The organism is Brevibacillus sp. MS2.2, assembly GCF_013284345.1.
Lineage (GTDB): Bacteria > Bacillota > Bacilli > Brevibacillales > Brevibacillaceae > Brevibacillus > Brevibacillus brevis_C.
The window spans coordinates 84,698-104,759 of sequence record NZ_JABSUZ010000009.1; the positions used below are offsets into that span (position 1 = coordinate 84,698).

Consider the following 20,062-nt stretch of genomic DNA (forward strand, 5'->3'; position numbering starts at 1 on the left):
CAAGTAACGGTAAAGTTGTGTAACTAAGGAGGTCAACCAGTAACAACTGACTAACCTCCTAATACGAAAGGGCAGTAGTACGAAGATTCGCCACAGAGACCTATTTAAAAATACGATCAATTTCGTTGATTTCTTCTTCTGTCAGGTGGACGTCTACTGTTTTTAAATTATCCAGCATTTGCTCTGCTCTTTGCGCTCCGGGAATGACAACCTCAATTGAATCATGTGTGAAATACCAAGCAAGGACTATATGGGCAACTTCGGCATTCTTTTTATTTGCAATTTTCCGGAGCTGCTCTACCTTTTCTAGATTTTTTTTGAATTTGTCGCCCTGGAAGTGCGGCATATCTTTGCGTAGATCATTGAATGTCATATCCTTCTTGTATTTACCGGCAAGCAAGCCTGATGCTAGTGGAAAGTATGGAATAAACGAGATATTATTCTCTGTCGTATATGGAAAGAATTCTTGTTCCGCTTCACGCTGCAGCAAATTGTAGTTTCCCTGTAATACATCGACATACCCATCCTTATTTGCTTCTTTCAATTGTTCCAGTGAGAAGTTAGAAACGCCAATTCCTCTGATTTTACCTTCGTCCTTTAGCCGTTTTAAGACTCCAACCGCCTCATCTTTTGGTGTATCCTGATCTGGAGCATGAATATAAAATAAATCTATGTAATCTGTTTGTAGCCTTTTCAAACTATCTTCAACGGCTTGTTTTAAATAAGCAGGTGAATTATCCATGGTAACATCATTGCCGACAAGTGTAAGGCCACCTTTTGTTGCAAGGATGAGTTCATGTCGCTTTCCTGCTTCTTTTATCACATCACCTATTAGCTCCTCTGAACGTCCTGTTCCATAAAAAAACGCTGTATCTAAAAAGTTCACTCCATGGTTGATCGCAGCCCGCACCAAATCTTTCCCTACTTCTTCATTTAAATTCGGATAAATATTGTGGCCACCTACAGCGCTTGTTCCTAGTCCGATTGGATTGACAACTAAATCTGTTTTACCAATTCGTGTTTGTTTCATCATTCTCTTCAACTCCCTCTCATTTTTAAGCTTAGCGTACGTTTTCGCGCGAGGTTTTTACCGGTATTTACAGCATAATTCATTACGTTACGTAAGCTTCAAGTGCAAAATGGTTTTTTTGCATATACGTATCTCTGCAACTACAAAAGCTGCCCCTCACAACAACGGGCAGCTTCCTTTACCGCGGATACTATTTATACTCATAAAAACAAGGATAAGAATAGGCGAGGAATTCAAAGCCTTTTTTCTCCAAAATCGGTCGACTCATCGGACTCGCATCCACCATCAACAGCGGATACCCGCGTTCCTGTGCTGCTTGTACCCGCACTGCCACGAGAGCTGTATAATAGCCTTTATTTCGGAAGTCAGGCAAAGTAGAGCCTCCCCACAGACTGCAAAAGGACGTATCCTCATGCAAGTACATCCAAGCTGCACTCACTGCCTGATCACCACTGTATGCAGCGTACACGAGCAGGTGCTCAGGATCTTCCGCCAAATCCCGTTTTAATCTCGCAGCAAGCTCCGCATTCGCACTGCCCCATAGCTGCTCCTTCAACTGCATGATATCATCAATGCCCGCCGAGTCTGTGATTTGCCGTATCTCTGTCGGAATGACAAGGCTTCGCAACTCCTCTGCCTGCGCCACCTCCAACACAAGCAGCGCCTCCTCCTCATCAACTGTAAAACCATGGCCTTTCAGCCTCTCAAGCAAATTAGCCGGTTGGTCATAATCAAACAGCTTCCACTCAAAGGACTGCTGAAGACTTGAGAAATATTCAAGTTCCTGCTTGATAACTTCCTCTGCATTTTCTTCAGACAGCCTGGAAAACAAAACTACCCCTGAATCATCCGAGGTAGGTGAGACGTGGCGAACGAGGTGTTCTGTCTCCTCCCGCCGGAGTGGCGGATAGGTGATTTCCACCCTCATCTCCTTGTCAAAAAGCCGTAATACCTCTGCCTTGTTCATGTTTTCTTCCTCCCTTGTCTACGTCAGGACTAGTGCAAAATGTTCAGCAAAAACGTTAATGTGCCTATACTGATAACCGTCGTAACCAGCACGCTGCTGGAGACGAATTGTGGTCGCATGTTGAATTGGATCGCATAGATCGCAGTGGTTGCGGCAGAAGGCATGGCTGCCAGAACGACCAACACCTTTTGCAGAAGTGGGTCAATCGGGAATAGCAGACAGATGAGGTACGCCAAAAGTGGTGACGCCACCAGCCGAATGACACTCGCAGCACTGAGTCCCTGCCACTCTAGCGCTTTGGTAGATACATTGGCGAGCTGCATGCCCAGGATGAGCATCACAACTGGAATCGCCGCCTGTGCGACGAGATCAATCGCCTGATAGTAGCTTTGCGGAATGACGACTTGAAGCTGTTGCAGCAAAATCGCGAGAACCACAGCGTAATTGGACGGCTGCTTGAAGATCGCCCTGATGGCCGTCCCCATCCCATTCCCGCCCCGGGAGGCAAAATACACGCCGAATACGCCCATCATGATCGAGTGGAAAACCATGATTTGCACCGCATACGTAAAGCCAGCCTCTCCGAAGGCGAACAAAATAATCGGCGTCCCGTAGTTGCCACTGTTCATGAAGGCGGTCGCGAGCATCAGTGCGCTTTCCTGTTGCTTGTCGTATTTGAACAATCGTGCCGTCAACTGCGTAATCACAACGAGAGCAGCCAGCAAAAGTAGCGAAATCACGACGATATAAAATAATTGCAAGTCGAGCTGTGTTTTGTAAAAGGTTCGAAAGACGAGCGCCGTCGACAAGATGTAAATCGCCAGGGAAGAGATCGGCTTCAAATCCATTTTGAAAATGCGCTGCAAAATATAGCCGCTAAAAAAAATGAGCAGGACAGGCAGGATGACTTCCACAAATATCATGATTCTTCCCTCCTACCGTGCTGCTTCCATGAAGCTTTTGACCTCAGACAGCGTAGGCAAGGCGGGAATAGCACCTGATCTCGTTGTCGTGAGTGCACCTGCGGCATTAGCAAAGCGAACCATGTCCTCTAACGCGGCTTGTGGGATATCCAGCATACTTTCTCCCGCCTCAAGAAGCTGATAGAGCAGCGCTCCCACAAACGCGTCTCCCGCTCCAGTCGTATCGATCGCGGTTACTGGAAAGCCACCGACTGTACCAAAACGATTTCGTGTGCGGTAAAAGCACCCCTTTTCCCCCAACGTAACAAAAACGGCTTGCAGATCATATTGCGCAAGCATCCACGCTGTCGCTTCCACGACATCCTCGCTCCCCATGAGAAATGCCAGCTCTTCCTCGGACAGCTTGACGATATCAGCCTGCGCCATTCCTTTGAGAGCCATCCCCTTCGCTTCCTCCAGATCCTCCCATAAGGACGCTCGAATATTCGGGTCAAATGAAAGGAGCCGCTGATGCTTTTTGGCGTACTCGACGGCTTTCCAGGTTGCTGATCTGGCTGGCTCATGGGTCAAGGACAACGTACCGAAATGAAAAATCGCTGCCTGTGCAATCAGCGCCTCGTTCACGTCTTGCTCCCGCAGCATCATGTCTGCACCCGGATTGCGGTAAAAGTGAAAAGAACGATCGCCTGTCTCATCAAGATGGACAAAAGCCAATGTCGTAGGCGCTTCCTCCGTGAGCACGAGCCCTTCTGTGCCAATATTCTGTCTGATCAAGGTCTGTTGCAAAAAACGTCCAAACACATCGTTTCCCACCGCACCGATAAAGGAAGTCCGTTTCCCAAAGCGCGACAGAGCGGCAAGTACATTGGCAGGCGCTCCTCCAGGGTTTTGTTCAAATGCAGCGCTGTCCGGCTTTTCCTTCTGCTGTAACGGTGTAAAATCAATCAATAACTCGCCACATGCAACCACATCTACCATGTTGATTTCCTCCGATGAACGTGATAGCTCCAGTATGTCACAGGTTCTTTTTTTTGCCAATGAAAGCCAGAAACTGTATGTTGCTGTTTCTATTTGGTAAAATCAAGAAGCGAGGTGATCCACTATGAAAAGTGTTGGGTTTACCATTTTTGAACCAGTTGGAATCAGAACTGATTATCCTTTGGTTGATTTGGAGAAAAAACAGGTGACAGCAAGAATCTTCTATAAAGATAAACTTCTGATGACAGTGCTCGTTGATTTACGATTAGATCAGATTCAAAAGGAAGGAAATCTATCAGAAGTTGCTCACCTCACTACTCCAGATGGAATGAAAGTGGTAGAGGAAGAGAGAGAAATTAGCATCATAAAGAGCCAGGCTGAATTTTTTATTGAAAACAGCATTTCGAATCCTGAAGAATACGAAGAGCAACTTATCAAAGATCAATTACACAAGTAAAAGAAATGGCTAAAGATCCAGACATGCTCTGTGATCTCTAGCCATTTCTTTTTAATAGATCGTCAAATCCCACGCACTTGCCATATGCTTGAGCAGTGCTACCCCTGCTACGCTGTTTCCATACGGGTCAATAGCAGGGCCATACACACCGATTCCGCAGCCGCCAGCAAAAGGCAGTTTCCCAGAACGCCCACGCGGAGGGACGGCAGCCATAATGCCTCCTGACACACCGCTTTTCGCTGGCACACCTACAAAAGCGGCAAAATTGCCAGAAGCGTTGTACATGCCGCATGTGACCATCAATGCTTTGGTCACGCGAGCCAGCTCTTTGCCGAAAAGCTGTTCCTTGCGTATCGGATCATAGCCATCTTGCGCCAGGATCAAGCCGATTTTCGCAATGTCCTCTGCTGTTACCTCCAGTGAGCATTGCCGGATGTACACGTCCAAAGCATCCTCTACCGGACAAGCCAAAAAACCAGTAGCTGCGAGATAGTAGGCGAGAGAACGATTGCGGTTGGCCGTTTGCCACTCGGAGCGATACACTTCCTCGTTGATCTGATGCTTGCGACCTGTCATGCGCTCGACCATGTCTTGAAAGGAGCGAAACTTTTCCTGGACTCCGTTCCCCTGCAACAAGGAAGAAACCGTAATCGCTCCTGCATTGATCATCGGATTAAAAGGCCTTCCCGGCTTGTGCATTTCCAGCCGCACCATGGAATCAAATGCGTCTCCCGTAGGCTCTACATCCACCTGCTCCAATACATTCGCAATCCCGTGGTGCGTACATGCTGCGAGAAAGCTGATGACTTTGGAAATGCTTTGCAGGGTAAAAGGAGCATCATAGTTGCCAGCCCTGCTGATTTGTCCATCTGGCCCCATCACACAAATCCCTAGCTGTGTTGGGTCAGCCTCTTTCAAAGCAGGGATATAAGCAGCGCATTTGCCTTTGCTGGACTCCCCGCGATATTGCTCGATCCATTGTTCCAAGCAGTCTGTTTCGATCGTTCTTGTTTGCTGCGCCACTTGACTAACCAACTTCCTTTTCACCATCGATTTACACTTTCTGAGGTGGTTGAACATCGTCAGGAATGAGCGAGAAATATTCTTCTCCTTCCAAACGTTCCTGCAATTCGGCTTTTGCCTGTTGGATCAACGCAGGGTTTTCCATCGCCTCGATCGCTGTAGCAGCCATGACTTTACCTGCTTGCAGCATCCCCTTGTGTGCGATAGGCATGGCCCCTTGCGAGACGACCTGCCACGTATGGAAAGGTGTACCCAGTGCCCAGCATGTCGTCATGCATTGCATCGTTGGAACTTGCCAGCTCACATCTCCCACATCCGTAGACCCAGCAAGCGTAAACTCGTGCGTTGACAGTGGCCCGATCACATCCGCAATCGCTTTGTCCTTCAGTTGCTTCGCTGTTTCACGATCCAACCCAAACAACGAGGCTCTCATATCCTCTGCTGTTAACGTTGCCTGAATTTGTTTGGCATATTGCTGGTCTGCTTCATCGTACGTAGGCACGCCGACTTCAACCAGATTTTTGTGCATGAGCTTCGCTAATACCGTATTCGGCACCAGATCAGAAGCTGTCCCCTCAAACACCGCTTCCATGGTGGTTCCCGTCATCAAGGCGGCTCCCCGTGCGATGTCGTAGACTCTTTCATACAGTTCCTTCACTTGCTGCTTTTTCGGAGCGCGAATCAAGTACACGACCTCCGCAAACGGCTGGACGACGTTTGGCGAAATACCGCCTGTATTCGTAATCGCGTAGTGAACCCGTGCTTCCGGAATCATATGCTCTCTCATGTAGTTCACGCCTACGTTCATCAGTTCCACGGCATCCAGGGCACTGCGTCCCAAATGCGGAGCGGCGGCTGCATGCGCGCTTTTTCCGTGAAATTGAAAACGAACAGAGTAATTCGCGAGCGAGCTGATGTTCATGATGCTTGGCGCTGTCGCAGGGTGCCAGGAGAGTGCAAAATCTACGTCAGCAAATACGCCGGCTCTTGCCAAATACGCTTTTCCAGAGCCTGCTTCTTCTGCTGGGCACCCATAGTAACGAACAGTACCTTGTAAACCGGTTTGCTCCATGTAATCCTTGATGCCAACCGCTGCTGCCAATGCTCCAGCACCTAAGAGATTATGTCCACATCCATGGCCATGTCCGTCAGTCACAATCGGATCATGGTTGATCGCGCCTTTTTTCTGGCTTAAACCTGCCAGCGCATCATACTCGCCCAGGATGGCTACGACAGGCTTGCCGCTTCCAAAGCTGGCAACAAAACCAGTACCCAGTCCAGCGATTCCTTTCTCCACTTCAAAGCCCTCTGCTGCCAAAGCTTGATACAAATACTCGGCAGAACGATGCTCCTCGAAGTAAATTTCTGGTGTTTCCCAAATTTTATCGCTAACGCGAATAAACGCGTCTCTTTTTTGTTCAATTAAAGCAGAAATGATTTCGATTCTGTTCATTTCATACGCTCCTTTCTCTCGATGTTCAGGCGGATGCACTGTCGGCGTTTTGCTTCAACAGCTCGCCTTTTTCATAGTTCAACGATAATAGTGCGCCGATGCAGATAACCGCGAAGCCGATCAGCATCCAGAACGCTGCATCAAATGAGCCGTTAAACGCTTCAACGATAAAACCAATCGCCATTGGCGTGATAAAGCCAGCTAGCTGTCCACCTGTATTCACGATGCCCATCCCTGTTCCCGCTACGGCAGCCGGAAGATTTTTCAGGACAACAGACGGCAACAGAATGATCACAAAGGAAAGGAACAGCGACACAATGGCTTGATACGTAATAAACATCGTCACGCTCGATGCAGTAAACATGAAGTACAAGAGGACCGCAACTACCACACAGGAGAAACTACCAATGATTTTTTCGCGACCTTTAGGCAGCTTGTCCAGTACATAGCCACTCACATAGATACCAACCAACGTAGCGAAGCCAGGAATCGTTTGTAGCCAGCCAAGTGAAATCATATCCAGTCCGCGTACCTTACTCAAGTAGGTTGGCATCCAGGTTACGAGGCCCCAGTTTACTGCATAAATGCTAAAGTAAGCGATTAACAGACTCCAAAGCAACGGTGTTTTAAACAGCATAGCCACTGAGCTTTTTGGTTGATCGGAGCCAGTTGTATTCATTGCAGTTTCTGTTTGTGGAAGTTTAATATAGCGCCAGAACAGGAAAGCAATGATGGCGCCAATCGCTCCAATGGCGACGAACATGGTTCGCCAGCCCATGGTTTGAATCATCCAAACGGATAAAATCGGAGAGAAAAGTCCAACAATGGCACTAGAGGAGAGCATCACGGACATGGCTCGCGAGCGTTCCTTAACTGGAAAGATGGTAGCGATAATCTTCGAGCTGGCTGGTTGGAAACCACCTTCACCGATCCCGAACAGAAAACGGATGAGAATCATGGAAGCCATCGACCAAGCGGCTCCGGTCAGCCCCGTAAAAATGGACCACATGACAACAGAAGCGATGAGTACTTTTCTGGCACCAAATCGGTCTGCCAGCCAGCCTCCAGGCATTTGCATGAGTGCATAACCAGCAAAAAAACTACTGAGCAATAATCCCGTGGATGAAGCACTAAGCTGCAAGTCTTCTGTGATCGATAAAATGGCATAGTTCATAACGTATCGATCCAGGTTCCCTAATGCCCAGCCCAAAAACAGAAGCGCTAAAATCCAGTTTCTCGTGCGTGCTGATACCATATGTGTGGATACCTCCTTCTAGATGCATGACTAAGCTAGTCTTTCATTTTGGCGAAAGCGCATTCATCTCTTTCGATGACTGACGATCCGCGCAAATATGGTCCAGCTTTCTTATTTACCGCATATATTACGACATGTCGTTATATATACATTACGAAATGTTGAGACTATTGGCAACGGTTTTTTTTAACATTTCGATTTCTCTGCAATGAAAAAAGCACCCGTAAACAGGGTGCTTACAAAAGTCGGTATCGCTTGATGGGTCTTCCTCGCGTTGATTGCGATTCCTCCCCTGAGCTTTCCGCCAGCTCAACAGCGCACAAATCCGCGACGATTCGCTGTGCATTTCGCTCGCTCATTTGCAAATATTTGGCCAGATCCTTTGTCGTGAAATCGGTCCAACCCATTTTTTGCAGCAAGGCATCGAGCTTTTTATAGCTTTTGACGCTGATGTTTCCCTTTTTCAGCTTTTCCAAAACCTCATCATCGTCGGCACGATACGAGTAGATGAGCTCTTCTTCCTGACCGACCCACTCCACGATCGTTCCGTCATCCTGGATCATCACGATATCTCGTGAAGCTTTTTCCTTTGATTGACGCAAGGCTCGGTGTGCATTCATCTCTGCTGCAAAAGCCGTCTCTCCAAAACCGATTCCGACAGCGACCGGCGTATCTGCTTCTTTTGCCAAAAACTCCACTGTGTTTTGCAAGGTAGGAATCTCCCTGTGAATCGTCCCGCGCGTGCTGAAGATGACATATCGGCCATTCCCCTGCTCCAGAAGTGATCCGTCTACTTGCTCACACAGCTTGATCAAGGCTTGCTTTATACGTAGCTCCAAATATTGCAAATGATACGGGGTCTTTGCGCCCTCCTTGATTCTGTCAAATTGCTCGACCTCAATCATCTCGATTCCGATCTGTGTATCCTTGAAATACGACGTCCGCACTTTCTCGACAAACACGCGTACCGTTTGCTGGATCTCCATATGGCTTGGCGAGATCCAATAGGCTGGGATACCTGCCTCTACTAGCGCTTGATAAACGGTCGGATAGCAGGTCATGGCAGCGTCTGTCTTTTTCTCCTTCCATAGCGCAAGATGAAAATCCTGCAGCTCCTGCGGATCGATCGTAGCTTCGAACGTCTTCATATACATATCGCTAACAGAGATGTTGATGCTGTGCAGGGAATCTTCCATGAATTTGGTGGATAAAAGCATATCGATGCTGACGCGATCGATTAATTTCCGATGGGTGTAGACCATTTCCAAAAAGCCTTTATAGATGCTGGACTCCGTCGGGTAAATATGCTCCATCCGCTTGTCATCATCCAATGCTTGCCTGGCAATCAAGTACGGAATCGGTCCGGAAAAAAGCCAATGATCCACGTACTGGTCATTTTCCAAGACGATTTTTTCTGTCTCTTTTGTCTCTGTATACGGATACGGAACAAAATTCATTCCTTCCTCGAATTCCTTTGCAACCATAAGAATCCTTTCTACCGATTGCTTGGGACCCACCACGCCGATTTTAAACATCCATCTATCAACCTCTGCGTTTCTATTTAGACGAGCCTTACTTACGACCATTCTATACGTATTCACGCAAACAAATCCACCCTTCTCCAAACAAATAGGAAGGGATGACGTTGGTGAAAGACGAATAACTCCGGATTCCATACCGAAAGGAGTCGTACCATGAATTTTAATCTGGAAGAAGCGATTGAGGTTCTAGAGCGTACGCCACAAGCATTGGAATCCCTGTTAACGGGCTTATCAGATGGGTGGTTGCTGCACAATGAAGGCGACGGCACCTGGCATGCTACTGAGGTGATTGAACACCTGATCGAGGCGGAGAAAACAAACTGGCTCCCGCGTCTGGAGATCATTCTTCAAGAGGGAGAGAGTAAACCGTTTCCTCCCTTTGATCGCTTCGCTCACTTACAGGAGACGTCAGAAAGATCATTCGAGCAAAAGCTGCTGGCATTCAAAACACTTCGTGCCCAAAACATAGCCAAGCTGCGAACGCTCGTGGAACCGGAAAAGCATCTGGAATTAACCGGACTCCATCCCGCTTTTGGGGTCGTGAAGGTACGGGAATTGCTCTCTACGTGGGTCGTCCATGATTTAACGCATACGGCGCAAATTGTACGGGTCATGGCCAAAAGGTACACAGTTGATGTAGGGCCATGGAGTGAATATTTAGGTATCCTGAACAAATAACCGAACAGGCAGTGGCAGCTCTGAACGCAGATGTACGTCATCGCTGCCACTGCCTGTCTTTTTTACGGTAAAAACAACTGTGGAACCGTATACAGCGCAGGGGAGCCACCCGTATGCAGGAACAATACGTGATCACTCGTGTTAAAATGCCCTTCGCGAATTAAGCCAATCAACCCCGCCATCGCCTTTCCGGTATAGACAGGATCTAGCAAAATCCCTTCTGTCCGAGCAAGGAGCTGAACGGCTTCGATCATACCCTCCGTCGGAATCGCATAGCCTGGCCCGACAAATCTGTCGTCGCAAAGCACAGCTTCTGCTCGTATGTCCCCTTGCAAACCGATCAGTGCAGCCGTACTGTGCAGCAACCCCATCACCTTTGCTTCTTGTGCTGCCCGATCGCGGCTGACATTGATCCCGATTACTTTTGTGTTAGACTGACGCGCCATAAAACCAGCAAGCAGACCGGCTTGCGTACCGCCACTTCCCGTTGCCGTCACGACATAATCATACGGAGTCGTCGTTTCCCAAGCCTGCTGCTCGATTTCTTCCGCACACGCCATGTATCCCAAAGACCCGACTTCGTTGGAGCCTCCGACAGGGATCAGATATGGTTTTCTGCCTTGTTTTCTCAGACTTTCAGCCAGCTCTTCCATAGCTACTAGCAAATCTGCCTCTGCGGGAATGACCTCCATTTTTTCTGCCCCCAGCAGATGGAACAACAGATGATTGCCGCTCGCTTGCGATTGGTACTCGCCCGTCTCAGGCGCGGACAGCACGAGCTGGCAATGCAGCCCTTCGCGAACTGCCGCCGCCAGAGTCAACCGGCAGTGATTGGATTGGACAGCTCCACATGTAATCAACGTGTCTGCCCCTTGCTCGATTGCCTCCGCCACCAAATACTCCAGCTTTCGCGTCTTGTTTCCCCCTGCTGTCAAGCCAAGCAAGTCGTCTCGCTTGATAGAAATGCTCGGTCCTCCCAACTCCTTGGACAGTCGCTCCAGCCTTTCGATTGGTGTATGTCCGTGTGTATAAATTTTACGCTGGTAACGGATATAGTTCATGCCCTTCGTTCCCTTCGATTTGAGGTTTGAAGTGTATCTGGTATTCATACGCTTTGCGGTGTACGAATTCCTTCGCATTATGTGACTTTGTTACAGGCAAATATAAGATTGCCCGATACAATGGGTCTCATAAACCACAGTAATCAGGAGGCTGATCATGAAAAACGTAGGTACATTTGATCAAATTTTTCGTGGCGTTGCTGGGCTAGCGTTTCTCTCCTTGTTCTTTATTCTAGAAGGGGGTTTGCAGTACCTCTCATTCATTGGCGTTCCCTTACTCTATACTGCGCTGACTCAACAATGCTTTCTTTACCGCCTTTTCGGAATGAATTCCTGCAAGGTTAAGTCGTAATTCAAATGTCACGAAAGTTGAATAGCTTGAGCTCAGAGCGCCTCTTTGTTGGGGCGTTCTTTTTTTAAAAATTTTTGTCGAAAATTTAAACATTTCCCAATTGTAAATATCAGGAATAATAGGGATAATATAATCGGCAGACTGTAAACCAATTTCAATCGTGGAGGGAAATCTATGAAAACACTCCTGCGAATTGCCATCGCTTTAGCCATGGTGTTAACCATGTCAAGCGGTGCTTTTGCTGCTCCAAATCCTGCCGCTTACGAGGCGAAGTTTGTAGGATTAAAGGAAACTTACAATGCTGGTGAATCGATTAAGCTATCTGTAGAAACAAAAACAGCCGGGCAGATTACCGATGCCAAGTTTTTGCTGAAAACAATTGGTGGCAATGATAAGGATAAGATCACCAGTGTCCGAACTACCCATAGCAAAACCAAAGCTACCTATACAACCACAGGTTACCTGAAGCCTACCTCTCAAGGTATCTACTTGCTCGCTTACCAAGCCACTCACAAGAGCCTTGAAGGAGAAAAGAAAATAGAACTCATTGCAACTCTTTCGATCAAGGACCCAAATAAAATCACCTTGAATGTCACACCGAACACCATCCATGTCAAAAAAGGCAAAGAAGTGCCTATTCTCATCACATACAGTTCAAAATCCACTCCTCAATTCACTTACAGTACACAGGTTACTGAGCTTTACACGAAGCGGGTCGGCAATGAAAACAAGAAAGTTGTCCTCTTCAAAGCTGAAAAAGCCGGAAAATTTACAATCAATGTCACTGCCAAGAACAAATACGATGAAGTGTCCGAAGCAGTTGAGATCGTTGTTTCGGATTAAAAGATAATAGCGAGCACGATCATTTCTGGCCATACCAAAAATCCCGTCCCCTTCTGATAGGGCAACGGGATTTTTATTGGTTGGCTCTATTTCCATCCGCGATAGCAACTACACTCTCTCCAATGCTTCTCTCAAACGTTCCTGATGCAGCCATAACGGCTTACGCAGACCAGTCTTCTTCACAACACCTTCCGCTGTTAGCTCGTGAAGCGTCTCCGTCACCGTTTCACGAATACATCCCATCATGCTAGCCAGCTCCTGATGCGTCAGGTTCACTGCCAGCTCGATCCATTCTGGTGCATCATCCTGAGGTTCTCCCCCATATTTCTCGCACAGCTTGCCCAGCAAATACAGAAGACGCTGACGCACACTACCATACGCCATGAGCTCCATCATTTCTTCTACCTCTTGCAAACGATTCGAGACAATCTCGATAAAATGCAAGGCAAGCCTCGGCTTCTTTAGCATCAGCTCTTCAAATTGTCCTTTATCAATCGAACAAATCACCGAATCTTCCCACGCTTCGGCGTACATATTGGTTGAACTAATCGTAAACGAGCCGATCTCGCCAAACACATGGCCCGTGCCGAGCAAATCAATCGTTAGCTCTTTGCCGTCAGCCGAAAGCTTGTATAAACGAACCTTCCCGGCCTTGATCAAAAACAGCCTTTTCTGCTCCAGGTGAGGGGTGGAAATCATCGTTCCTTTTTTGACCACTTCCATAGGAGTCGCTGGTTCCAATTGGGCTAGCTCCACTTCACTTAACGACTGAAACAAATTGATGCGGGATAAAAACTTCTCCTTTTCGATCACGGTTCACTTCCTCCTGCTCACTGTAGGCTGGACTACATATTGTATGGATCACTCCCATTATACTCCTCGTTAAGGAATGGATTTTCGAATGAACAAAGGAGTGTAAACCGTTGAACACATTCATCATGATTCTTTCACTGATTTTGGCCTTGATGTTTTCCATCTCTGTGTTAATGAAGTTTTCACGCGCAACATCTATGCTCCAGCACTGGAAGGAATATGGGTACCCACTTTGGTTCATGGACATGATTGCCTCACTTGAGCTGGTCGGAGTTATCGGCGTGATTAGCTCCTTTTGGATTCCTGGAGTATTAACACTCGCTTGCATCCTGTTCGCCATCCTCATGCTTGGAGCTATCCATGCCCATCTTTTTCGGGCAAAGCATAAGCCCGTCATGGCGATAAATGCGGTATTTATGCTTATTTGCTCGTTGCTTCTCCTTTGGCTTTAATCGTTTTCGGGCGCTTTCCAATACGTCTTTTGTCCGTTACTGATCAAGATTGCCTGTTTCGGAACTTGCTTCATTACCAGGAAAAGATTCAGCATATCGACGGATGAAGCGATTGCGTTTATCAAAACCAAAAATTTTAATACGGTAGTGAACAGCCCCAAAAAACCTAGAAGAAATGGCAGCAAAACCGAAAGGATAATGAATGGGGCGATGGTAATCAGTATATATCGTGATTTTGGAATCTTTTCTTCCGTTGCGACAAACCCTCCAAACAAGGTAAGCCCCATCCATGTCTTTTCTGATCTCATGAAATTGGGGATAAAAATCAAATGCAAGCATTCATGAAAAATAACCAAGGCAAGTAAGAAAAAAATCACACTGAAGTCAATGGATATGGATAGGGAGCCGGATGTCAGTCCAAATTCTTGAAGGGATATTGGCGAAAAAATATGGATGATCCCAAAGGCAATGAGTGCATTGATCAGCATGAAAGGAATCGATAAAAGAGTGGCCTTGCCCAAACTCTGTGGTTCTTTCAGTGGAACCCATTCCTTTTTCATCAACTCGATATGTACATGTTCATGGTACTGGGGCAGTTTGGTTGTGATTCTCATGAAAAACCTCCATCACTTATTTAGACGTTAGAATCTGTGGTCAGTTTCGTTTCTTGGGAAATCAACAAAAAAGGCTAACTCCAAAGTTCCATGGAAATTAGCCATTTCACATCATTTCTAACAGAAAAATTTCCGTACTTTTTTAACTAGGCGACGAGATTTTTCATAACTTCATCGTTAACTCACCATATTGTTCATAGATGCTGTTGTCATTTTAATAGAATCTAAACTTTATCACAACAGCCTAATCCAGTGGTTTCTCTGAAGAACTTAAAGTACATCACGATATTCGATGACCAAAAGAATGCTTTTTTCTATCTAACTACTTTTAATTATTTTTTTATTCCCTTTAACTATGCAGTTTCATTTTTACTCCTTCAATTTTTTCAAAATCTCAGAGTTCGGGAAAAATTCTAAGAGAATTTCTATGTCATCTTGATCCCATCCTGATATGTCTTTTCTTAATTTATAAAAAGCTTTTCCTCCTTTGATTTCTGATAACCATTTTGTAAATTCTTTTTTTAAAGTTCTATTTTTGAGCTTTACAAATGTACTAAGTATACTATCCTGTAGATCTCCAGAAGAATTATCCGGATCTATCACTTTTGAAAACTTCTCCCTATTACTCAAAACCACTTTTAATGGCCCGTCAAAATCCTCCCTATCAATAGACATTTGAGATGTAATATGCAAAATTTTAATTGCAAACGGTTTATCGAATATATCATTTTCAATTAGTAACAGTGTAAGTCTCCTACTTTGCTCATTATTTAAAGAATCTCCAGTGAGCAACTCTAACAGGTTATTCATTAACGCATTGTGCAAATAAATCCAGGAAGACAATCCTTTATCATACTCGCTAGTACTTTTCTCCAAAAATAACTTAACTACTTCAATAAACAAAGAACTATTTTTATTATTAACGACAGATTCCCAAACCTTAAGTAATTCTTCCATATCCTTTGTTTTTGAAATATCTGTTCCCTCATAAAGCTGCAGAGCCTGTTCTTTTGAAGGGTATAAAGAGAGATTAATTAAAATCTCAACGATCTCTGCTTTATGGGTAGGCCATAAAATCATCCCTAATTCCCACAAAGTTTTGTCTTGTTGGTTTGAAACAAGATTTTTGTCTATCAAAGAATTCATCGCTTTAAAAACATAAACATTCTCATCTTTATCACCATGTGTTCTTACAGCACTACTTAAATGATTAAAAATATACTCACCACTTATATTATTACTAGGCCAATTATCTGTCATGTTTCTTGATAGCATTGATATTCTGCTTAGATTATTAATGGTATCTTGCTGTGAAAACAAATACGTTAACATAGAATCTATTTCTGTGCTATCGATATTATTTAATAAAGGTGACACAATTGGAAATAAATTAGTGAGATAGTTATTACCATCTTGATACCGTTCTTTTAAGTACCTAAATACTTGTTCCAAATGGTTTTTTATTCCTCCACTATTAAGGAATTTTTTATCGAGCTGATGAAGGAAAACCTTATATTTACGAAGCTCACTTTTCTTGAAATTTTGGTAATTGTGTAAATAATTCAGATGTGCTATTACTTTTATTTGTAAAGATTCGGTTAATAAACCATAATTTTTAGAAATCCAAGCAATACATTTTTCATCGAGTTTATCATAGAAACTATTGATCCATACTTCAATAACTTCCAAAAATGTTTCCTCATTTTTGTCCTGTAGCTTTTCTAAAATAGAGCATGCCCATTTAGACCTTATCGAATCTATGTTACACACATTTGCTAACCCTGAGAGCTGATTTAATGCCACAACATCTAGTTCCCCGTTCACGTTGGTTAGTATAAAATGCAGTCCTATAAAACCTTCATCTTCTCTTTCAAATCTCATTTCATCTTCCGATACACTTCTTTTTAACCTCGTGGAGAGATTATTAACCAAATTATTGTATTGAACGTTTGGAATTTCAGTATAATGTAATTTAATAAAATTCAAGGCATTCTTAACTACATTTTCACTCTTGTTTAATAAGCATTCATTAATAATCTCCCAAACTTCCTGTCGGCTCTCCTCCCCTTTTATCCAGAACCTATTTAATACTTCCATTACTACCATCTCAAATATATCTTGATCAAGATCATCATTTTGCTGACTGTATTTAAGCCCTTCTCTTACGTAATCTAAACCAATACGATCAATCAGTATGTTCTTATGACAATTAAACCATTTATTGAAACTAGCAAATGAGAGAGACGTTTCTTTGTTATTCACTGATACTCTCCGATATCGAAGCCAATCTATTAAAGGCAAAAACTCACTAGAAAATCCATCTTTTTCTGATACCTCTAAAATTATCTCCACTGCTAGTTCGGTTAAAATTAACGCATCCTGTAATGGTGGAGTTTGTCCAGATAAAGATTTGTATTCAATATCGCCTTCGTCTCTAATAAAATCCCTTATCAAGGTTTTTATGATATCTTTTCTTTCTTCTTTGCTGGCAAGTTGAATAATTTCTCTAATTTTATTTAATCCTATTCTCCATCTCAGTTCATTACTCTCAGATATATTATTACAAATGAAGCCAATTATCGTATGTTCAGATGTTGTTGGAAATCTATTTGATATTTCCGCCAATACAACTGAAACATTATTTAATACCGCTCTAGTTTCGTCACTTAATTCTTCAACGATATCGTGAATAACTCTCATTGTTCCAACAGAGAGTGGTTTATCATGGATGTTAGCACTTAACTCTTCTAGGAATCCTTTAGAATCGCCTGATACTAAATTTTCATATAGTGCTCGGTTATCTCCGATACTCCTACTCAATGAGTCCTGACTCAAGTAAAGTAATGGTTGTATAGAACTTGGAAAACGCATTCCTTGGATACTGGAGAGATACTGTCTCAATTCCTTAAATTCCATTTTAACTTGGCTCAAATTATTAGAATCTAAAGAGTAAGAATCTAATATCTTTTTTATTCTCTCTGATTCTTCTCCCTCATTGGGACGAATAAATCTTCTAGTAAATGCTTCAATTAAAGAGGGTTCCTCAAGTAAGTCTTGATAAAAATAATGAAAATCGACCCGGAGAGCACAAATTATTGCAAGGGCTACAGGATGCTCTGTAATTGTCCCATCTTTTACTCCCCCAGGTCTTTCTGAACCCGTTCCATCTTTTTCTCTTTGATGAGCCAACCACCACGTCTGAGCAAATAAATTCACTAGTTGTAGTGCATTCCGAGGACTTTGTACTTTAATATGTACTAGACGATCAATGACATCTGACAAACCTAGCCCCTTTATACTCATCTCCTCTTCAAAATTCGGTAAAATCTCCCGCAACTTATTTATCGCAAAATTTCTCATGTCCCTCTTTGGAAAAGGATGGATTTCGAGCCTGAATTGGAAAATCCTATCTAAATAACGTCTTGCATCCTGACGATTATTTATAGTTGCAGGAAGTTCCTTCCCATTCCTACGATTAGCTAGGGCATATGAAATTTTTTCCTCATCACACGACAATACAAATGTAATTCCCAAACCACTAGGTAAGTGTTCTTTTGGAATTTCCATAAAAATTCTTACGGCGTCTAGACCATTTACCATTTCGTCAGCGGACAGACGGTCTAAATCATCAACGAATACAACAATCCTCTCTAGTCTTTTACCTTCGCTGGATTGTCTATATTTTCGTAGTTGTAAAATAAGGAAGTCCGCATACTGCTCTGCATTTGCACTTGGCGGATAAACCTTTGTTACATTTGAGTACCTCGGGACAATGAATCCATTAGCTGAGAACAGGTATCTAATTACAGCACCTGATACTATCGCTAATATTGACGCAAGTGCAGTCTTATGCGTATCACCTAGTCCAGATGATATTGCCATGTAAATAATACCGAATACTAATAAAACGAAAGCAATTTGCGTAAAATTCCAAAGATATCTTTGAAAAAAATCAACGCCAATTTCTTTCCAACTTCGCGGCTTAAATACATTTTCAGATAGTTGATTATACAATTGATCTTTTAGTTCCTGTTCGTCACCACCAATAGCTATATAAACATGTCTAAGCAGTGCTTTTTTGACATCATCGCCACCATATCTCCAAGCATTAAATGTAATAGTGTGCACCTTTTGAGCTCTCTTTTGTCCATTACCATCTTTGGAATCATCCATTTTCAGATCAGATAAATAAAACTCCTTAATAGAGCTTTTACCAACACCCCATGAACCTAAAAGACCAATACTATATGGGGGAGAGTGATCTTCAATTAAGCTTCTTAATGCAAGTGAGTAATGCCTGTGTCCAAAAGCATCGTGATCTGGATCAATTAACTCTCTATCTAAAATTGCTGGTAGCGAATATTTTTTATAGTTCATTTTATATACCACCTTACAGCATTTTTAATACCATTCTACATTTATTTACAAATTGTGTTAACAAAAGTTTACTTTTTCTCTCTTGTATCTTTAAATTAAATGGTGATATGAAACCAGCATTAAAGGAATTATTATTAATTCTTACCTATGTGTTCAAATAAAGTACATGCCAGTCTATTGCGGTACACACCACATGTTATGGAATAGAAAAAAGGCTAGCTTTCTTAGGTCCACCCTCGAAAACTAGCCACTTGACTGTCTTAAACTCTTGAACATCTGATTAAATCTCTTCTTACTGGCTCAAGCTTGCTTAAGCAAAAATTGCTTGCCATATTCCCCGTGATCCAGAATCGTCGGGTGCTCGATCTGAATCGTCGAATGGTCAATTCCGTACTTCGTTTGCAAAATGTGATTAATCGCCAGAATGACACAATACGGTTGGATTCCTTCACGAACGAACACATGTGCTGTCAGGGAGTAATGTTCCGTGGATACCGCCCACAGGTGCAGCTCATGAACATCCTCCACGCCCTCTACTTCACTGAGGTCCTGACGGATTTGATCGAGATCAAACTGCTCTGGAACAGATTCCATCAACACGAGCAGCGATTCACGAATAATTTTGGCACCACCTGTAAAAATAATTCCCCCAATCACCAAGCTGATCAACGGGTCGAACAGGTAGTAGCCGGTCATGTAAATGAGAATTGCCGACGTAATCACACCAACGGAGCTGAGCAAATCTCCAATAAAGTGCCATAACGCGCTTTTTACATTGAGGTTGTCTTCTTCCTTCATACTGCGGGAAAGTACGATGGTCAGCACGATGTTTACAACCAAACCGATGGATGCAATGGTCAGCATCAACTGCAAATCAACGTCTTGCGGATTAATCATCCTTTTGATCCCTTCAATGACAATCCCGATCGAAATCACGGCAAGAGCCAAGCCATTCAAGAACGAAGCAATAATTTCAAAACGGAGAAATCCGAACGTGTACTTCTTCGTCGGCTTACGTGTCGCCATATAAATAGCGGTCATACTCAACCCTAAAGCAAAGACGTCAGAAATCATATGGGCGGAGTCGGACAGGAGCGCGAGTGAATTGGACATCAAGCCTCCCACAACCTCCACGATCGTAAAAAACAACGTCAATAGGAGCGTAATCCACAATGTTTTCTTCGATGTTTGCTGTTCTTTCACATGATCAAGATGGTGAAAATCACCCTTTTTCATACGTATCAC

General features: G+C 44.0%; 18 protein-coding genes. 5 read left to right on the forward strand and 13 right to left on the reverse strand.

What is annotated here, in order from left to right; translation table 11 throughout:
• Positions 1–100: 100 nt before the first annotated feature.
• From HP568_RS10650 to HP568_RS10665, 4 genes are all read right to left on the reverse strand, one after another.
• A complete protein-coding gene (locus HP568_RS10650) occupies positions 101–1,033 on the reverse strand; it encodes an aldo/keto reductase (RefSeq protein ID WP_173629055.1) in 933 nt (310 codons plus the stop codon).
• Between the two features lie 187 nt (positions 1,034–1,220).
• Positions 1,221–1,997 (reverse strand): GNAT family N-acetyltransferase, encoded by a 777-nt coding sequence (locus tag HP568_RS10655; protein ID WP_173629056.1) that lies wholly within the window; start codon positions 1,995–1,997, stop codon positions 1,221–1,223.
• 29 nt (positions 1,998–2,026) lie between these two features.
• Positions 2,027–2,920 (reverse strand): AEC family transporter, encoded by an 894-nt coding sequence (locus tag HP568_RS10660; protein ID WP_048034465.1) that lies wholly within the window; start codon positions 2,918–2,920, stop codon positions 2,027–2,029.
• A 12-nt stretch (positions 2,921–2,932) separates the two neighbouring features.
• Positions 2,933–3,898, reverse strand: a complete 966-nt coding sequence (locus HP568_RS10665) for a PfkB family carbohydrate kinase (RefSeq protein ID WP_173629057.1) — start codon at positions 3,896–3,898, stop codon at positions 2,933–2,935.
• 124 nt (positions 3,899–4,022) lie between these two features.
• On the opposite strand from HP568_RS10665, the gene HP568_RS10670 reads away from it, so the two are divergent.
• Positions 4,023–4,355, forward strand: coding sequence for a hypothetical protein (locus tag HP568_RS10670; RefSeq protein ID WP_173629058.1), 333 nt, complete (start codon positions 4,023–4,025; stop codon positions 4,353–4,355).
• Positions 4,356–4,406: 51 nt separating this feature from the next.
• Here the strand turns inward: HP568_RS10670 and HP568_RS10675 are convergent, their stop codons facing one another.
• The 4 genes from HP568_RS10675 to HP568_RS10690 form a co-directional block, all read right to left on the reverse strand.
• On the reverse strand, positions 4,407–5,390 hold the full coding sequence (locus HP568_RS10675; RefSeq protein ID WP_375154933.1) for a glutaminase: 984 nt from the start codon (positions 5,388–5,390) through the stop codon (positions 4,407–4,409).
• Between the two features lie 19 nt (positions 5,391–5,409).
• The gene (locus HP568_RS10680; protein ID WP_048034469.1) at positions 5,410–6,831 is read right to left on the reverse strand and encodes a M20 family metallopeptidase; all 1,422 of its coding nucleotides are present in this window, start codon (positions 6,829–6,831) and stop codon (positions 5,410–5,412) included.
• 25 nt (positions 6,832–6,856) lie between these two features.
• Positions 6,857–8,086 carry an MFS transporter gene (locus HP568_RS10685; RefSeq protein WP_048034470.1) on the reverse strand — a complete coding sequence of 410 codons (1,230 nt, stop codon included), beginning with the start codon at positions 8,084–8,086 and terminating at the stop codon, positions 6,857–6,859.
• Positions 8,087–8,322: 236 nt separating this feature from the next.
• Positions 8,323–9,621 carry a hypothetical protein gene (locus HP568_RS10690; RefSeq protein ID WP_173629116.1) on the reverse strand — a complete coding sequence of 433 codons (1,299 nt, stop codon included), beginning with the start codon at positions 9,619–9,621 and terminating at the stop codon, positions 8,323–8,325.
• 159 nt (positions 9,622–9,780) lie between these two features.
• Here HP568_RS10690 and HP568_RS10695 point away from each other — a divergent pair, with 159 nt between their 5' ends.
• Positions 9,781–10,305, forward strand: coding sequence for a DinB family protein (locus HP568_RS10695; protein WP_048034472.1), 525 nt, complete (start codon positions 9,781–9,783; stop codon positions 10,303–10,305).
• A gap of 62 nt (positions 10,306–10,367) precedes the next feature.
• On the opposite strand, the gene cuyA is transcribed toward HP568_RS10695, so the two are convergent.
• Positions 10,368–11,366 carry a D-cysteate sulfo-lyase gene (gene cuyA, locus HP568_RS10700; protein WP_173629117.1) on the reverse strand — a complete coding sequence of 333 codons (999 nt, stop codon included), beginning with the start codon at positions 11,364–11,366 and terminating at the stop codon, positions 10,368–10,370.
• A 157-nt stretch (positions 11,367–11,523) separates the two neighbouring features.
• Here cuyA and HP568_RS10705 point away from each other — a divergent pair, with 157 nt between their 5' ends.
• Positions 11,524–11,718: a YgaP family membrane protein gene (locus tag HP568_RS10705; RefSeq protein ID WP_048034474.1), complete on the forward strand. Its 195-nt coding sequence runs from the start codon at positions 11,524–11,526 to the stop codon at positions 11,716–11,718.
• Between the two features lie 174 nt (positions 11,719–11,892).
• A complete protein-coding gene (locus HP568_RS10710; RefSeq protein WP_048034475.1) occupies positions 11,893–12,561 on the forward strand; it encodes a hypothetical protein in 669 nt (222 codons plus the stop codon).
• Positions 12,562–12,669: 108 nt separating this feature from the next.
• Here HP568_RS10710 and HP568_RS10715 read toward each other — a convergent pair whose 3' ends face one another.
• Entirely contained in the window at positions 12,670–13,374 is a 705-nt protein-coding gene (locus HP568_RS10715; RefSeq protein ID WP_173629060.1) for a Crp/Fnr family transcriptional regulator, read from the reverse strand.
• A 110-nt stretch (positions 13,375–13,484) separates the two neighbouring features.
• Between HP568_RS10715 and HP568_RS10720 the strand changes: the two genes are divergently transcribed.
• A complete protein-coding gene (locus HP568_RS10720) occupies positions 13,485–13,826 on the forward strand; it encodes a DoxX family protein (RefSeq protein ID WP_048034476.1) in 342 nt (113 codons plus the stop codon).
• Here the strand turns inward: HP568_RS10720 and HP568_RS10725 are convergent.
• From HP568_RS10725 to HP568_RS10735, 3 genes are all read right to left on the reverse strand, one after another.
• Entirely contained in the window at positions 13,823–14,440 is a 618-nt protein-coding gene (locus HP568_RS10725; RefSeq protein ID WP_173629061.1) for a DUF3267 domain-containing protein, read from the reverse strand. The genes HP568_RS10720 and HP568_RS10725 overlap by 4 nt on opposite strands.
• A gap of 369 nt (positions 14,441–14,809) precedes the next feature.
• Positions 14,810–18,817, reverse strand: a complete 4,008-nt coding sequence (locus HP568_RS10730; protein WP_173629062.1) for a KAP family P-loop NTPase fold protein — start codon at positions 18,815–18,817, stop codon at positions 14,810–14,812.
• A 300-nt stretch (positions 18,818–19,117) separates the two neighbouring features.
• Positions 19,118–20,053: a cation diffusion facilitator family transporter gene (locus HP568_RS10735; protein WP_048034478.1), complete on the reverse strand. Its 936-nt coding sequence runs from the start codon at positions 20,051–20,053 to the stop codon at positions 19,118–19,120.
• Positions 20,054–20,062: the final 9 nt, after the last annotated feature.

What these genes read in the sequence shown, in the direction of transcription:
- HP568_RS10650 (WP_173629055.1), bottom strand. Translation starts at nt 1,033, where the DNA reads ATGATGAAACAAACACGAATTGGTAAAACAGATTTAGTTGTCAATCCA.
- HP568_RS10655 (WP_173629056.1), bottom strand. Translation starts at nt 1,997, where the DNA reads ATGAACAAGGCAGAGGTATTACGGCTTTTTGACAAGGAGATGAGGGTG.
- HP568_RS10660 (WP_048034465.1), bottom strand. Translation starts at nt 2,920, where the DNA reads ATGATATTTGTGGAAGTCATCCTGCCTGTCCTGCTCATTTTTTTTAGC.
- HP568_RS10665 (WP_173629057.1), bottom strand. Translation starts at nt 3,898, where the DNA reads ATGGTAGATGTGGTTGCATGTGGCGAGTTATTGATTGATTTTACACCG.
- HP568_RS10670 (WP_173629058.1), top strand. Translation starts at nt 4,023, where the DNA reads ATGAAAAGTGTTGGGTTTACCATTTTTGAACCAGTTGGAATCAGAACT.
- HP568_RS10680 (WP_048034469.1), bottom strand. Translation starts at nt 6,831, where the DNA reads ATGAACAGAATCGAAATCATTTCTGCTTTAATTGAACAAAAAAGAGAC.
- HP568_RS10685 (WP_048034470.1), bottom strand. Translation starts at nt 8,086, where the DNA reads ATGGTATCAGCACGCACGAGAAACTGGATTTTAGCGCTTCTGTTTTTG.
- HP568_RS10690 (WP_173629116.1), bottom strand. Translation starts at nt 9,621, where the DNA reads ATGTTTAAAATCGGCGTGGTGGGTCCCAAGCAATCGGTAGAAAGGATT.
- HP568_RS10695 (WP_048034472.1), top strand. Translation starts at nt 9,781, where the DNA reads ATGAATTTTAATCTGGAAGAAGCGATTGAGGTTCTAGAGCGTACGCCA.
- cuyA (WP_173629117.1), bottom strand. Translation starts at nt 11,366, where the DNA reads ATGAACTATATCCGTTACCAGCGTAAAATTTATACACACGGACATACA.
- HP568_RS10705 (WP_048034474.1), top strand. Translation starts at nt 11,524, where the DNA reads ATGAAAAACGTAGGTACATTTGATCAAATTTTTCGTGGCGTTGCTGGG.
- HP568_RS10710 (WP_048034475.1), top strand. Translation starts at nt 11,893, where the DNA reads ATGAAAACACTCCTGCGAATTGCCATCGCTTTAGCCATGGTGTTAACC.
- HP568_RS10725 (WP_173629061.1), bottom strand. Translation starts at nt 14,440, where the DNA reads ATGAGAATCACAACCAAACTGCCCCAGTACCATGAACATGTACATATC.
- HP568_RS10730 (WP_173629062.1), bottom strand. Translation starts at nt 18,817, where the DNA reads ATGAACTATAAAAAATATTCGCTACCAGCAATTTTAGATAGAGAGTTA.
- HP568_RS10735 (WP_048034478.1), bottom strand. Translation starts at nt 20,053, where the DNA reads ATGAAAAAGGGTGATTTTCACCATCTTGATCATGTGAAAGAACAGCAA.